The organism is Streptomyces sp. NPDC091377, from assembly GCF_044757045.1.
Taxonomy (GTDB): Bacteria; Actinomycetota; Actinomycetes; order Streptomycetales; family Streptomycetaceae; genus Streptomyces.
Genome location: NZ_JBIVUE010000035.1, coordinates 18665 through 34118, shown reverse-complemented (window position 1 = coordinate 34118; position 15454 = coordinate 18665). Strand labels below are relative to the sequence as shown.

Annotated in this window: 12 protein-coding genes; 2 read left to right on the top strand and 10 right to left on the bottom strand. The window is 71.9% G+C overall.

Going from position 1 to position 15454, the window contains the following annotated elements; translation table 11 throughout:
- The first annotated feature begins 231 nt into the window (after positions 1-231).
- Positions 232-777, top strand: coding sequence for a universal stress protein (locus ACIQNG_RS38205; protein ID WP_401439352.1), 546 nt, complete (start codon positions 232-234; stop codon positions 775-777).
- Between the two features lie 64 nt (positions 778-841).
- Here the strand turns inward: ACIQNG_RS38205 and ACIQNG_RS38200 are convergent, their stop codons facing one another.
- From ACIQNG_RS38200 to ACIQNG_RS38160, 9 genes are all read right to left on the bottom strand, one after another.
- Positions 842-3430 (bottom strand): ATP-binding protein, encoded by a 2589-nt coding sequence (locus ACIQNG_RS38200; protein ID WP_401491704.1) that lies wholly within the window; start codon positions 3428-3430, stop codon positions 842-844.
- 2 nt (positions 3431-3432) lie between these two features.
- A complete protein-coding gene (locus ACIQNG_RS38195) occupies positions 3433-4116 on the bottom strand; it encodes a response regulator (protein WP_401439346.1) in 684 nt (227 codons plus the stop codon).
- An 11-nt stretch (positions 4117-4127) separates the two neighbouring features.
- Positions 4128-4340: a hypothetical protein gene (locus ACIQNG_RS38190; protein WP_401491702.1), complete on the bottom strand. Its 213-nt coding sequence runs from the start codon at positions 4338-4340 to the stop codon at positions 4128-4130.
- A gap of 66 nt (positions 4341-4406) precedes the next feature.
- Complete coding sequence (locus ACIQNG_RS38185; protein WP_401439340.1) at positions 4407-5075, bottom strand: potassium-transporting ATPase subunit C; 669 nt, start codon at positions 5073-5075, stop codon at positions 4407-4409.
- Between the two features lie 5 nt (positions 5076-5080).
- Positions 5081-7180: a potassium-transporting ATPase subunit KdpB gene (gene kdpB, locus ACIQNG_RS38180; protein ID WP_401439337.1), complete on the bottom strand. Its 2100-nt coding sequence runs from the start codon at positions 7178-7180 to the stop codon at positions 5081-5083.
- Between the two features lie 50 nt (positions 7181-7230).
- Positions 7231-8892 (bottom strand): potassium-transporting ATPase subunit KdpA, encoded by a 1662-nt coding sequence (kdpA, locus tag ACIQNG_RS38175; RefSeq protein ID WP_401491699.1) that lies wholly within the window; start codon positions 8890-8892, stop codon positions 7231-7233.
- Positions 8893-8900: 8 nt separating this feature from the next.
- On the bottom strand, positions 8901-8990 hold the full coding sequence (kdpF, locus tag ACIQNG_RS38170; RefSeq protein ID WP_016434100.1) for a K(+)-transporting ATPase subunit F: 90 nt from the start codon (positions 8988-8990) through the stop codon (positions 8901-8903).
- A complete protein-coding gene (locus tag ACIQNG_RS38165; protein WP_401439331.1) occupies positions 8987-9226 on the bottom strand; it encodes a hypothetical protein in 240 nt (79 codons plus the stop codon). Before ACIQNG_RS38165 ends, kdpF begins: the two co-directional genes overlap by 4 nt.
- A 465-nt stretch (positions 9227-9691) precedes the next feature.
- Entirely contained in the window at positions 9692-11533 is a 1842-nt protein-coding gene (locus tag ACIQNG_RS38160; protein ID WP_401439328.1) for an APC family permease, read from the bottom strand.
- 636 nt (positions 11534-12169) lie between these two features.
- Here ACIQNG_RS38160 and ACIQNG_RS38155 point away from each other — a divergent pair.
- Entirely contained in the window at positions 12170-12727 is a 558-nt protein-coding gene (locus ACIQNG_RS38155; protein WP_401491697.1) for a hypothetical protein, read from the top strand.
- Here the strand turns inward: ACIQNG_RS38155 and ACIQNG_RS38150 are convergent.
- The gene (locus ACIQNG_RS38150) at positions 12705-15395 is read right to left on the bottom strand and encodes an ATP-binding protein (protein WP_401491695.1); all 2691 of its coding nucleotides are present in this window, start codon (positions 15393-15395) and stop codon (positions 12705-12707) included. The genes ACIQNG_RS38155 and ACIQNG_RS38150 overlap by 23 nt on opposite strands.
- Positions 15396-15454: the final 59 nt, after the last annotated feature.

The window sequence follows — 15454 nt, the reverse complement described above, 5'->3', positions numbered from 1 at the left end:
CGACCCGAAGCCCTACGTCTGGACCAAGACCGCAGACGAGATCCTCGAACGCCTCGCCTCATATCTGAACAGAATTCCCGACTCAGAAGACTAGGAGCACGCCAGGAAAAGCGGCGCGCACTTCTGCGTGGGCGCGCGGGGCGGTGAGATGGGAGCCGGGCCCTTCCCACGGGCCGGGCGCGGGCGAGGGGTCCGCCGCCGTGACGGACGAACGGTGGAGTCGGTGACGTGATGGCCGGTCCGAGCACCTCGGGTGCCCCGCGGGTCGTGGTGGGGGTCAGCGGTTCCTTGGGCAGCCTCACCGCCCTGTGCCGCGCGGCCGACGAGGCCCGGCGCCGGGGCGCGGAACTGTGGCCGGTGCTGGCCTGGGAACCGCCCGGCGGCGAACTGGGCGTACGACGCAATCCGGCCCCCTGTGTGCTGATCGACGAGTGGCGGCGGCTGGCCGGCGAGCGGCTCCTGCGCGCGCTCGCGGACGCCTTCGGCGAGTTGGGCCCCGGTCTTCCCGTGCACGCGAGCGTGGCCCGCGCCACGCCGGGGATCGCCCTGGTGCACGCGGCGGACCGCGAGAACGACCTCCTGGTGGTCGGCGCGGGCCGCCGCAGCCCCTGGCACCGCGCCTTCTCCCGTTCGGTGAGCCGCTACTGCCTCACCCACGCCGGCTGCCCGGTCCTCGCGATACCGCCGTCCCCGCTGGAGTCGGAACTGGCCGCCGCCCACCGCCGCAACACCTGGCGCCTCCGCCTGGACACGAGCGGGCTGCCCAAGGGACCCTGACGGCCCGAGGTCGTGTCGACCCCTCCGTCAGGACTCCCCCCACCGCTCGCTACGTCCCCCCGCGCTACGACCTCACCGCGGCGCCCTCCCCCGAGCCGTGCCGCTCCTGCCCCCGCTCCTGCTCCTGCCCCTGCTCCTGGCCCCGCCCCGGTCCCCGTCCGGGCGCCCGCTTGAGACTCAGGACCATCGTCAGACCGCCCCCGGGCGTGTCCTCGGCGTCCAGCGTGCCGTGCATCGCCTCGGCGAAACCGCGGGCCACCGCGAGACCGAGGCCCACCCCGGCGCCCCGGGGCGCGTCCCCGTGCCGCTGGAAGGGCTCGAAGATACGTTCCTTGGCCTCGTCGGGGACGCCGGGCCCCCGGTCGACCACCCGTACCTCGACCCGTTCGCCCAGCGCGCTCGCCGACACCTTGACCGGCTCGCGGGTGCTGTACTTCACGGCGTTCTCCACCACGTTGGCCACCACCCGCTCCAGCAGCCCCTTGTCCACGACGACCATCGGCAGCGTCTCCGGGATGTCCAGGTCGACGCTGTCCTCGGGGACCCCGCCGAGCGCCATCGGCACCACCTCGTCCAGGTCGATCTCCCGCACGATCGGGGTGACCGTGCCGGTCTGGAGCCGGGACATGTCCAGGAGGTTGCCGACCAGATGGTCCAGCCGGTCCGCGCCCTCCTCGATCGCGGCGAGCAGTTCCGCCTGGTCCTCCTCCGACCACGCCACGTCGTCCGAACGCAGCGACGACACCGACGCCTTGATCCCGGCCAGCGGAGTGCGCAGATCGTGGCTGACGGCCGCCAGCAGCGCCGTCCGGATGCGGTTGCCCTCGGCGAGCGCGCGGGCCTGGTCGGCGGCCTCCTGGAGCCGCCGCCGGTCCAGCACCACGGCCGACTGGGCGGCGAACGCGGCGAGCACCCGCCGGTCCTCGGCCGGCAGCACCCGCCCGGTCAGCGCGAGCGCCATGTGGTCCCCGATCGGCACATCCACATCGGCGTCCTCCGGGCACTTCGACGGCCCCGGTCCCACACTGCCCGCACAGGTCCAGGGCGCCACGTCCCCCGCCCGCTCCAGCAGCGCCACCGACTCCATCACGAAGGTCTCGCGGACCCGCTCCAGGAGCGCCTCCAGGCTGGTCTCCCCGCGCAGCACGTCCCCGGCGAGGAAGGAGAGGATCTCCGACTCGGCGCGCAGCCGGGCCGCCTGATGGGTGCGCCGGGCCGCCAGGTCCACCACCGACGCGACCGAGACGGCCACCCCCACGAAGATCACGATAGCCATGATGTTCCGCGGGTCGGCGATCGTCGCGGTGTGCACGGGCGGGGTGAAGTACCAGTTGAGCAGCAGTGAGCCCACCACCGCCGAGGCCAGTGCGGGGATCAGCCCGCCGAGCAGGGCCGCGGCCACCGTCAGGGTGAGGAAGAGCAGCATGTCGTTGGCGAGGCCGACGCCCGGGGCGAGTCCGACGAGCAGCGCGGAGAGCAGCGCCGGGCCGAGCACTCCGACGCCCCAGCCCCAGATGATCCGCCTCCGCCCCAGCCGAGCGGCCCGGGCGCCGGGCAGTCCGCGTCCCTTGCCGGCCTCGTCGTGGGTGATCAGGTGGACGTCGAGGTCGGTCCCCGACTCGCGGGCGACCGTCGCGCCGACACCGGGGCCGAAGACGTACTGCCAGGTGCTGCGGCGGGAGACGCCGAGGACGATCTGGGTGGCGTTCACCCCGCGCGAGAAGTCCAGCAGCGCCCCGGACACGTCGTCGCCCACGACATGGTGGAAGGTGCCGCCGAGGTTCTCCACCAGCGCGCGCTGGACGGCCAGTTCCTTCGGGGAGGCGGCCGTGAGCCCGTCGCTGCGGGAGACGTAGACGGCCAGGACCTCGCCGCCCGCGCCCTTCTCGGCCAGGCGTACGGCCCGGCGGATCAGCGTCCGTCCCTCGGGGCCGCCGGTGACGCCGACGACGATCCGCTCGCGTGAGCCCCAGATCTTCGAGACGCGGTGCTCGCTGCGGTACTCGGTGAGGTACTCGTCCACCCGGTCGGCGACCCACAGCAGGGCCAGTTCGCGCAGCGCGGTGAGGTTGCCGGGGCGGAAGTAGTTCGACAGGGCCGCGTCGACCTTGTCCGGTTTGTAGATGTTGCCGTGCGCCATACGGCGGCGCAGCGCCTCGGGCGACATGTCGACCAGTTCGACCTGGTCGGCCCGGCGCACCACCTCGTCCGGCACGGTCTCCTGCTGCCGTACGCCCGTTATCGATTCGACGACGTCGCCGAGGGACTCCAGGTGCTGGATGTTGACCGTGGAGATCACATCGATCCCGGCGGCCAGCAGTTCCTCCACGTCCTGCCAGCGCTTGGTGTTGCGCGAGCCCGGGATGTTGGTGTGGGCCATCTCGTCCACCAGCGCCACCCGGGGCCTGCGGGCGAGGACCGCGTCCACGTCCATCTCGGTGAAGCGGGTGTCGCGGTACTCCAGTTCCTTGCGCGGCACCTGCTCCAGGCCGTGGAGCATCACCTCGGTGCGCGGACGATGGTGGTGCTCCACGAAGGCCACCACACAGTCCGTACCCCGCTCCACCCGTCGATGGGCCTCGGAGAGCATCCCGTACGTCTTGCCGACGCCGGGGGCGGCGCCGAGGTAGATCCGCAGCTTGCCGCGTGCCATGGTCATCCTTCGAAGCGGTAACCCATACCGGGTTCGGTGATGAGGTAGCGGGGGTGGGACGGGTCCGTCTCCAGTTTGCGTCGTAGCTGGGCCATATAGACCCGCAGATAGTTGGTCTTGTTGCGCTGGGACATCCCCCACACCTCCTGGAGCAGGAACCGCTGGCTGACGAGTCGGCCGGCGTGCGTCACCAGGATCTCCAGAAGATGCCACTCGGTGGGGGTGAGCCGGACATCGCGGCCGTTTCTGACCACCTTCTTGGCCAGCAGGTCGATGACGAAGTCGGCGGTGGTGACCTCGGTGGTCTCGGCGAGCGGTGCGGTGTCCTCGGTGCGGCGGACGGCGGCCCGGAGCCGGGCCATCAACTCGTCCATGCTGAACGGCTTGGTGACGTAGTCGTCGGCCCCGGCGTCCAGGGCCGCCACCTTCTCGTCGGACGCCTGCCGCGCGGACAGCACCAGGATCGGCACCCGGCTCCAGCCGCGTAACGCCCGGATCACCTCGACACCGTCCATGTCGGGCAGCCCCAGGTCGAGCATCACCACATCGGGCTGCCGGGCCGCCGCCAGCCGCAGCGCGGTGGTGCCGTCGGAGGCGGAGTCCACTCCGTACCGCCGCGCCTGCATATTGATCACCAGCGCTCTGACGAGCTGCGGGTCGTCCTCGACCACCAGCACGCGGGTCATGGGTACGCCTTTCACGTCGTACGGGTGCGGTGTGCGTGGTCGTACGGCCGGCGCGCGGGGCCGTACGACCGCCCCGCCGCCGCCGTGGTGAGTGTTCCGGACCGTACGGCCGTGGTCAGTGTTCCGGACCGTACGGCCGTGGTCACTGCTGTGGGCCGTACGGCCGCGGGAGCCGGCGGGTCCCGGGTGGCTCCCGCGGCCGTCGGCTCCCGTTCGTCAGCCATCGGTCTTCAGTCGTCGGTCGTCGGTCGGCCGTCAGCCGTCAGCCGTCAGCCGTCAGCCGTCAGCCGTCAGCCGTTCGCGACCAGGTCCTTGAGCGCGATGTTGAGTTCGAGGACGTTGACACGCGGCTCGCCGATGAAGCCGAGGGTGCGGCCCTCCGTGTGCTCGTCCACGAGCTTCCGCACCTCGGCGACGGGCAGCCCGTTCCGCTCCGCGACCCGGTGCACCTGGAGGTCGGCGTACCGGGGGGAGATGTCGGGGTCCAGTCCGGAGCCGGAGGAGGTCACGGCGTCGGCGGGGACCTGGTCCGCCCTGACCGTGTACCCGGGGACGGAGTTGTCCTTGATGACGGCGGCCTTGGCGTCCTCGACCCACTCGATCAGCTCGGGGTTGTCACCGGAGCGGTTGGTGGCGCCGGAGAGGATGAGCTTGTACTGGGTGTTGACACTGTTCTCGCCGAGGCCGTTCTGCGGGCGGCCCTGGAACCACTTGAGGTCGGGCTCGGGGGTCTCCTGGCCCTCCTCCAGCGGCAGGTTGTACGCCTGACCGATGAGGGAGGAGCCGACGACCTTCCCGTCCGACGTGACCTCCGAGCCGTTGGCCTTGTTGTTGAACAGGCCCTGGGCGACACCGGTGACGACGAGCGGGTAGATCACACCGGTCACCAGGGTCAGCACCAGCAGGGCACGCAGGCCCGCCCCGAGCAGCCGCACGGTGTTCGATACCGAGTTGTTCATGGTGATCAGCCGATCCCGGGGATGAGGGAGATGAGCAGGTCGATGAGTTTGATGCCGATGAAGGGGGCGATCAGCCCGCCGAGGCCGTAGATCCCGAGGTTGCGCCGGAGCATCCGGTCGGCGCTGACCGGCCGGTACTGCACACCGCGCAGGGAGAGCGGCACGAGCGCGACGATGACCAGCGCGTTGAAGATGACGGCCGACAGGATCGCGGAGTCCGGGGAGGACAGCTGCATGATGTTCAGCTTGTCCAGGCCGGGGTAGACCGCCGCGAACAGCGCCGGGATGATCGCGAAGTACTTCGCGACGTCATTGGCGATGGAGAAGGTGGTGAGCGCGCCGCGCGTGATGAGCAGCTGCTTGCCGATCTCTACGATCTCGATGAGCTTGGTCGGGTTGGAGTCGAGGTCGACCATGTTGCCGGCCTCTTTCGCGGCCGACGTACCGGTGTTCATGGCGACACCGACATCCGCCTGGGCCAGGGCCGGGGCGTCGTTGGTGCCGTCCCCGGTCATCGCGACCAGTTTGCCGCCCGCCTGCTCCCGCTTGATGAGGGCCATCTTGTCCTCGGGGGTGGCCTCGGCGAGGAAGTCGTCGACACCGGCCTCCTCGGCGATGGCCCTGGCGGTGAGCGGGTTGTCGCCCGTGATCATGACGGTCTTGATACCCATGCGGCGCAGTTCCTCGAATCGCTCCCGCATGCCCTCCTTGACCACGTCCTTGAGGTGGATGACGCCCAGGACGCGGGCGCCCTCGTCGTCCTCGACGGCGACCAGCAGCGGGGTGCCGCCGGCCTGGGAGATCTCCATGGCGATCCGGTCGGCGTCCTCGCTGACCTCGCCGTCGTGCTCACGCACCCAGGAGATGACCGAGCCGGAGGCGCCCTTGCGGACCTTGCGGCCGTCGACGTCGACCCCGGACATCCGGGTCTGGGCGGTGAAGGCGATCCACTCGGCCTGGACGAGTTCGCCCTGGTGGCGTTCGCGCAGCCCGTACTTCTCCTTGGCGAGGACGACGATCGAACGGCCCTCGGGGGTCTCGTCGGCCAGCGAGGAGAGCTGGGCGGCGTCGGCGACCTCGGCCTCGGTGGTGCCGCGCACCGGGAGGAACTCGGCGGCCTGCCGGTTGCCGAGGGTGATGGTGCCGGTCTTGTCGAGCAGCAGGGTGGAGACATCGCCGGCGGCCTCGACCGCGCGGCCCGACATGGCGAGCACATTGCGCTGCACCAGCCGGTCCATGCCGGCGATGCCGATCGCGGAGAGCAGGGCGCCGATGGTGGTCGGGATGAGGCAGACCAGCAGGGCGACCAGGACGACCATGGTGAGGTCGGTGCCCGCGTACGCGGCGAGCGGCGGCAGGGTGGCGCAGGCCAGCAGGAAGACGATGGTCAGCGAGGCGAGCAGGATGTTCAGCGCGATCTCGTTGGGCGTCTTCTGCCGGGCCGCGCCCTCCACCAGGTTGATCATCCGGTCGATGAAGGTCTCCCCCGGCCTCGTCGTGATCTTGATGACGATCCGGTCGGAGAGCACCTTGGTGCCGCCGGTGACGGCGCTGCGGTCGCCGCCGGACTCCCGGATGACGGGGGCGGACTCGCCGGTGATGGCGGACTCGTCCACCGAGGCGACGCCCTCGACTACATCGCCGTCACCGGGGATGGTGTCCCCGGCCTCGCAGACCACGTGGTCGCCGATCCTGAGGTCGGTGCCGGGGACGCGCTCCTCGCGGTCGCCGGTGATCCGGCGGGCGACGGTGTCGGTCTTGGCCTTGCGCAGGGTGTCGGCCTGCGCCTTGCCGCGGCCCTCGGCGACCGCCTCCGCCAGGTTGGCGAAGAGCACGGTGAGCCAGAGCCAGGCGCTGATGGCCCAGCCGAACCAGTCGCCCGGGTCGGTGAAGGAGAACACGGTGGTGAGGACGGAGCCGATCCACACCACGAACATCACGGGGGACTTGACCATCACCCGCGGATCGAGCTTGCGGACGGCGTCCGGCAGCGACCTGACGAGCTGCCCGGGATCGAAGAGGCCCGCGCCGACACGGCCCTCGGCGGTCTTGCGCCCGGTGGGCACATCGCTGTGCGGAGCCCGGGTCGGAGTGGCTGTGGACATCGAGGCCCCTTGCTGAAGGTCCTGCTCGTGCTGAGGTATGCGGGTGGTCATCACGCCAGCCCTTCGGCCAGCGGTCCCAGCGCGAGGGCGGGGAAGTAGGTCAGGCCGGTGATGATGATGATCGTGCCGACCAGCAGCCCGGAGTACATGGGCTTGTCGGTGCGCAGGGTGCCCGCGGTGACCGGGACCGGTTTCTGCTCGGCGAGCGATCCGGCCAGGGCGAGGACGAACACCATCGGCAGGAACCGGCCGAGCAGCATCGCGATGCCGAGGGTGGTGTTGAACCACTGGGTGTCCGCGTTGAGTCCGGCGAAGGCCGAGCCGTTGTTGTTGGCGGCGGACGTGTAGGCGTAGAGGATCTCGGAGAAGCCGTGCGCCCCGCTGTTGGTCAGGGAGTTGACGGGGGTGGGCAGGGCCATCGCGAAGGCGGTGAGGATCAGGACCAGCGCCGGGGTGACCAGGATGTAGCAGGCGGCGAACTTGATCTCGCGGGTGCCGATCTTCTTGCCCAGGTACTCGGGGGTGCGGCCGACCATCAGACCGGCGATGAACACCGCGATGATCGCCATGATCAGCATGCCGTAGAGGCCGGAGCCGACACCGCCGGGCGCGATCTCGCCGAGCATCATGCCCAGCATGGCGATCCCGCCGCCGAGGCCGGTGAAGGAGGAGTGGAAGGAGTCGACGGCGCCGGTGGAGGTGAGGGTGGTGGACACGGCGAAGATCGAGGAGCCGCCGACCCCGAAGCGGACCTCCTTGCCCTCGTAGGCACCGCCGGCGACGTCGAAGGCCGTGCCGTGGTGGGCGAACTCGGTCCACATCATCAGGGCGACGAAGCCGACCCAGATGGTCGCCATAGTGGCGAGGATCGCGTAGCCCTGCTTGACGGAGCCCACCATGACGCCGAAGGCGCGGGTCATGGAGAACGGGATGACAAGTATCAGGAAGATCTCGAACAGGTTGGTGAACGGGGTGGGGTTCTCGAAGGGGTGGGCGCTGTTGGCGTTGAAGTAGCCGCCGCCGTTGGTGCCCAGTTCCTTGATGGCCTCCTGGGAGGCGACCGCGCCGCCGTTCCACTCCTGCGAGCCGCCCATGAACTGGCCGACCTCGTGGATCCCGGAGAAGTTCTGGAGGGCGCCGCAGGCGACCAGGACGAGGGCGCCGACGAAGGCGAGCGGCACCAGGATGCGGACGACACCGCGTACCAGGTCGGCCCAGAAGTTGCCCAGCTCTCCGGTACGGGAGCGGGCGAAGCCGCGGACCAGGGCGACGGCGACGGCCATGCCGACGGCGGCGGAGACGAAGTTCTGCACCGCGAGTCCGCCGGTCTGCACGACGTGGCCCATGGCCTGTTCGCCGTAGTACGACTGCCAGTTCGTGTTGGTCACGAAGGAGACGGCCGTGTTGAACGCCTGGTCCGGGTCGATGGACGCGAAGCCGAGCGAGCCGGGCAGGACGCCCTGGAGTCGCTGGAGCAGATAGAGGAAGAGGACACCGACGGCCGAGAAGGCGAGGACACCGCGCAGATAGGCGGGCCAGCGCATCGCGGCCTCAGGGTTGGCACCGATGGCCTTGTAGATCCACTTCTCGACGCGCAGATGCTTGTCGGACGTGTAGACCTTGGCGATGTGGTTGCCGAGCGGGACGTAGACCACCGCGAGTGCGCCGATGAGGGCGACGAGCTGGAGGACGCCGGCGAGTACGGGACCCATGCTGTGGCTCAGAACCTCTCCGGGAAGATCAGGGCGAGGACGAGATAGCCCAGCAGGGCGACGGCCACGACGAGGCCGACGATGTTCTCGGCGGTCACAGCTTGGTCACCCCCTTGGCGGCGAGGGCCACCAGCGCGAAGAGCGCGATCGTGGTGACGACGAAGGCCACATCGGCCATCGTGAGCTCCTGGAGTCGAGGTCCGTCGAGTCCGGGCGGACCCTTGGGGACGAGGTCGATTGTTCGGTGCTGCGTGGAGAGGTCCTCCGCATGACGAGGACCGGTTTGAGGAAACCGCCTGAATGGCCCGATCCGACCGCTGTTGACACGTCCCATACGGCACTCCGCACCCCTTTGACGGGTCTCTTACGGCGACAACGCGAGGGACCGCCGGTAACTGGCCATGGGGGGAGCGGGTGTGGGCGCGGGTGTGGGGGTGGGGGTGTACGGGGGGCTGTGGGGGGTGTCTTCGGGGTGGGGGGGGGTTGGGAGGGCTGGGGCCGGCGGACCTGGGCGGGTGGCCGGGGTCGGCAGACCCGGGCGCGCGGCCCCGGGGCGGGCGGCCCTTGGCGGGCGGACCGGGGAGGCGGCCCCGGGGAGGCGGCTCCGGGTGGACGGCCCGGAGAGGCGGCCCAGGCAGGTGGCCCGGGGCAGGTGGCCCCGGGCGGGCGGCCCCGGGCGCGCGGCACAGGAGAGGCAGCCCTGGCGTCTGGCCGGGAGGCAGCCCCGGCGTCTGGCCCGGCAGGCGGCCCCGGCAGGCGGCCCCGGCAGGCGGCCCCGGCAGGCGGCCCCGGCCGAGTGTCAGGTCAGCCGGAACCGCAGTCGGCAGATCACCGCGTCGGTGTCACGCCGTACGGCATGGGCGACCACGGCACCGCGCTGGTTCTGGAGGATCCGCTGCCACAACCGCTCGGGCTCGGTCTCCGCGATCAGCACGGTCACCCGGACCTCGGGGTCGGCGGCGGCCAGCTCACGGACATACGCGGCGATCGGACGGCCCAGGGTGCGCCGTTCACTGGCCAGCAGGACCAGCGGCACGCCGGGGTCCCAGTCGGCCCAGGCCCGCTCCAGGGCGTGCAGGTGCGCCCGGTCCTCGGCGTCCGGGTAGCAGACGGTCACCGCGCGGACCTCGTCGCCGAGCGAGCGGGCCGCGGTGAGGGCCTCCGAGGTCAGCCGGGACAGCGTGGACACCGGCACGATCACCACCGAGTGGTCCCGGTGCGGGGGTTCGGGGATCCGGCCGAGTCCGAGCCGCTCACCGATGCGGGCGTAGGCGCGGTGGACGGTCTCGAAGGCCACCACCAGCAGCGGCAGCGCGACGACGATCAGCCAGGCGCCCTCGTCGAACTTGGTGGCGGTGACGACGACCGCGGCCAGACCGGTCAGGGTGCCGCCGAGCCCGTTGAGCAGGGCCTTGCCCCGCCACCGCGGGCCGCGTTCGAGACGCCAGTGCCGGACCATGCCGAGCTGCGCGATCGTGAAGCCGACGAAGACGCCGATGGCGAACAGCGGCACGAGGGTGTTGGTGTCGCCGCCGGAGAACAGCAGCAGCGCGGCGGAGACCAGCGCGAGCGCGAGCACCCCGTGCCGGTGCACCTGGCGGTCGGCCTTCAGGGCGAAGACGTGGGGCAGGTAGTTGTCCCGGGCCAGCAGCTTCAGCAGCACCGGCAGCCCGCCGAAGGAGGTGTTGGCGGAGAGGGCGAGCAGAATCATCGTGGCGAACTGGACGACGTAGAAGGCCCAGTTGTGGCCGAGGGAGGCGTCCGCGAGCTGGGCGAGGACGGTGACGCCCTCCACCGGTTGCAGATGGAACCGCGAGATCAGCACGGACAGGCCGATCAGCATCACGCCGAGCACCGCGCCCAGGGCCACCTCCGCGTGCTGCGCCCGCTTGGCGCGCGGGGCCCGGAAGGAGGGGACGGCGTTGGCGATGGCCTCGACCCCGGTCAGCGCCGAGCAGCCGGAGGCGAACGCCTTCAGGAGGAGCAGCGCGCCCACGGTGGTGGCGTTGTCGGACAGTACGGAGGCGTGTCCGGCGGCGGCCTCGGTGCTCACCGGCGCCGAGCGGAACAGCCCGACGCCGATCAGCACGAAGATCGAGCCGACGAACACGGCCGTCGGCACGATGAAGGCCCGCGCCGAGTCCACGATGCCGCGCAGGTTCACCCCGGTGACCAGCACCAGCACGGCCAGACACAGCCACAGCCGGTCCCCGTAGAGAGAGGGGAACGCCGAGGTCAGCGCGGCCACGCCGGCCGTGACGGCGACGGCCACGTTCAGGACGTAGTCCAGGACCAGCGATGCCGCCGCGACCAGGCTGGTGCGGGTGCCCAGATGCCGCCTGGCGACCGCGTAGGAGCCACCACCGTCCGGGAAGGCCGCGATGACCTGCCGGTACGAGGCGACCAGCACGGCCAGCAGACCGGCGATGGCCAGCGTCACCGGCAGGGTGAAGCCCAGGCCGTGGGCCCCGGCGGCGGCCAGCACGAGCACGATCGCCTCGGGCCCGTAGGCCACCGACGCCATCGCGTCCAGCGACAGCGCGGCAAGGCCCGTGACGGCGGTGAGGCGGTGCCGCTCACCGGTATCGGGCGGTTCCTCGCCGGAGGGGGCGGCGCCGGGCGCGGCGGTCAGTACGGACATGGGCGGGGTGCTCCTTCATCGGGGTGCGGGTTCGTTGCGGCACGGGGTGCGTGGGGTGCGGGGTGCGTGGGGTGCGGATGTGAAGGGGTGCGGGTTCGTTGGAGCGCGGGGTTCGTTGGGACGCGGATGTGAAAAGGGGCGGACGGGTGCGGGCTCTGCGGGGCACGGCTCCGCGGTTCACCCGCGGGATGCCGACGGACGGGTCCGCGGAACACGTACGGGTGCATCCGCAGACGCATCCGCAGACGCATCCGCAGACGCGTCCGCAGAAGCCTCTTCGGATGTGTGACGGAGCGTCGGCGAATTCGTCGGCGGATACGCGGAGAGCCACGTACGCCAGGCGTCGGACGTCAGGCGTACGCGGTGCACTCAGGGTGTGACCGGATCCGGCCGCCGCCGAGCGGCCCTTGCGCGTTCTTCGCGCGGAAGCCGCCGACCCTGACGCGCCTTTGACGCCTCACGCCGCGCCCGCCGAGTGCCGCCCCGGGGCCACCCCGGGCCACCCTCGGCCACCCCGGACCGCCCCGGACCGCCCGACCGGCCGCACGCTGTCGCCGCGTCAAGAACCGGCCGCCGCCCGTCAGAGTCCCGTCAAGCGATCCCCCGCCCGGTCGCGCGGTCTCTACGGTCGGACGTATGGGACACCGCGACGACACGTGCCGCCCCGGGGATCAGGTGCCCGAGCGGCCGGAGGGCCCGGTGGCGTACGACCGCTGCTGGCGCCGCGAACTGCGCGGCGCGCTCCGCTGCTCGGCCGTGCTGCTCGCCCTGCTCCTCACCACGGACCGGCTGGCCGGCACCCTCACCGCGGGTCGCTCGGTCCTGTGGCTGGGCCTCGCGGTACTGCTCTTCGTGGTGCTGCTCCCGGCCCAGGTCTCGGCCGGCGACGACTGGCTCGCCTCCCGCACCCTCCTCGGTACCCGCCGGGTCCACACCGATCTGCTGGTGTCCGTCCGCTGCCGCGACGGCGTCGCCCAACGGCTGCTCCTGCGCGACGCCCTCGGCAACCGCGTGGAACTCGACCCGAGGGTGCTGATCGCCAACCCGGAGCTGTGGTACCGCCTGGACGCCGGGGCCCGCAGGTCGGAGGCGGTGGGCGCCCTGATGTGCGGCCGGACGGCCCTGCGGCGGATCTCCGCGCGCGTCGACGGGGAGACGGCGCGGACCGTGTTCAGGATGTCGGACCTGGACTGACCGGACCGATCCGGACACCCGAGGGGTCCTCGGCCACCCGCCGGACGGTCTCCGCCCCGCCCGAAGCCCCCTTCTCCACCCTCCCCCCACCCCGTACCCGCTCCACCCGCCGGGGCACCTCCGTCCCCTCCGAAGGCCCCTCCCCAGCCCGCGGAGCCCCTTCCGACACCGCCAACGGCAGCGACACCACCATCGTCAGCCCTCCGCCGGGCGTGTCCTCCGGTGTGAGCGTGCCGCTCATCGCCTCCGTGAGCCCCCGGGCGAGGGCGAGTCCGAGGCCCAGCCCGGTCGTGTTGTCGGTGTCGCCGAACCGCTGGAACGGCTCGAACAGCCGCTCCCTCCCGTCCTCGGGCAGTCCGGGCCCACGGTCCACGACCCGCACCTCCACCCGCCCCGCCAGCACACTCGCGGTCACCAGCGCCGGCCGGCCGGGCGGGCTGTGCCGGGCGGCGTTCTCGGCGAGGTTGGCCAGGACCCGCTCCAGCAGCGGTGGGTCGACCAGCACCTCCGGTACCGCCTCCACGTCCCTGACCCCGACACCGGGGGTGTCCACGAGCGCCGCCGGCAGCACCTCCTCCAGGGCGGTGGGCCGCAGCTTGAGCTTGAGCACGCCCGCTTCCAGCCGACTGAGGTCGAGCAGGTTCTCCACCAGCCGGCTCAGCCTGGCCATGGACGCGTCGGCGGTGGCGAGGAGTTCGTCACGGTCCTCGGCGCTCCACTGCACCTCCCGGCTGCGCAGCGAGGTGACGGCCGCCCAGCCCGCGGCGAGCGGGGTGCGCAGATCGTGGCCGACAGCGCGCAGCAACGCCGTACGCATCCGGTCGGCGGCCTTGACGGGCTCCACCTCGGCGGCGGCCTCGGCGAGCCGCGCCCGCTCCACGGCCGACCCGACGTGCGCGGCGAACGCGGCCAGCACCCGGCGGTCCGACGAGGACAGCGTGCCGCCCCGCAGCACCAGATGGCCACCCGCCCCGGCCGCGACGACGGTGGCCCCGTCCGTAGCCGGTCCGACCGGGGTGCCCTCTCTGCCCGCTCCGACCACCCCGCCCGCCCCGCCCGGAGTCCCCGGCTCCACCCGTTCGACAAGTTCCACGGAGTCCACGCCGAAGGTCTCGCGGGTCCGTTCCAGCAAGGCCGGTATGGTCTGTCCGCCGCGCACGATGCTTCCGGCGAGCGAGGACATGGTCTCGGCCTCGGCGGTGGCGCGGGCGGCGCGACGGGACAGCCGTAGGGAACGGTCCACGACGGCGGCGACGGTGGCGGCGACCACGACGAACACCACGAGCGCGAGCAGCGCGTCGGCGTCGCCGAAGGTGAACTGCCCCAGGGGCGGTATGAACCAGTAGTTGAGGAGCAGGGAGGCCGTCACGGAGGCGATCACCGCCGAGACCACTCCCCCTATGCAGGCGACGCCCACGACGGCGAGCAGGAAGAGCAGGGCCTCGCTGGTGAGGTTGAACGTGCCGCGCAGCCGGTCGAGCACGAGGGTGAGCAGCACCGGCAGCACCAGTCCGGCCACCGGACCGGCGATCAGCCGGGCCCGGGACAGGGTGCGGCGGCGCGAGGGCGGCAGGGTGCCGCGTCCGGCGCGCTCATGGGTGACCAGGTGGACGTCGATGTCGCCGGAGAGGGCGACGACACGCTCCCCGGTGCCGATCCCGGTCAGGAACCGTTCCAGACGGCCCCGCCGACTGGAGCCCAGGACGAGCTGGGTGGCGTTCTCGGTCCGGGCGAACTCGACCAGGGTGGTCGCCACGTCGTTGCCCACCACGGAGTGGTAGCTGCCGCCGAGGTTCTCCACCAGGCGGCGCTGCCGGGCGAGCGAGGCGTGCGAGACCCCGGCGGCGAGTCCGTCGCTGCGGGCGACATGGACGGCGAGCAGGTCACCGCCCGCCGCCCGGTCCGCGATCCGGGCGGCCCGCCGGATCAGGGTGTCCCCCTCGGGCCCGCCGGTCAGCGCGACCACGACCCGCTCCCGGGTCTCCCAGACCCCGCCGACGGCGTGCTCGGCCCGGTACCGCTGGAGCGCCTCGTCCACCCGGTCGGCGGTCCACAGCAGGGCGAGCTGGCGCAGCGCGGTGAGATTGCCGGTCCGGAAGGAGTGGGCGAGGGCGGCGTCGATGTGCTCCGGCGGGTGGATGTGGCCGTGCGCCATCCGTCGGCGCAGCCCCTCCGGCGGGATGTCCACCAGTTCGATCTGCTCGGCCCGGCGCACCACCTCGTCGGGCACGGTCTCGTCCTGCTCGACCCCGGTGATCTTCTCCACGACGTCCTTGAGGGAGTCGAGGTGGCGCACGTCGACCGTGGTGATCACGTCGATCCCGGCGGCCAGCAGCGCCTCGACGTCCTGCCAGCGTGTGGCGTTGCGCCCGGCGCCGGGGGTGTTGCCGTGCGCCAGTTCGTCCACGACCGCGACCTCGGGGCGGCGCGCGAGCACCGCGGCGAGGTCCATCTCCCGCGTCTGCCCGTGCGTGACGGGGGCTACGGCCTCCAGGCCGTGGAGCATCGCCTCGGTGGCCGCCCGCCCGTGCGCCTCGGCGAGCCCCACCACCACGTCCGTGCCTCGCGCGGCCCTGCGCCGGGCCTCGTCGAGCATGCGGTAGGTCTTGCCGGCCCCGGGCGCGGCCCCGAGGTACACCTTCAGTCGTCCACGTCGTACGTCTTTCATCACCTTTCAATGAACCGCCGTCCGGACCACCCGACGGGGGTCTTGACGCGTTACTGGCG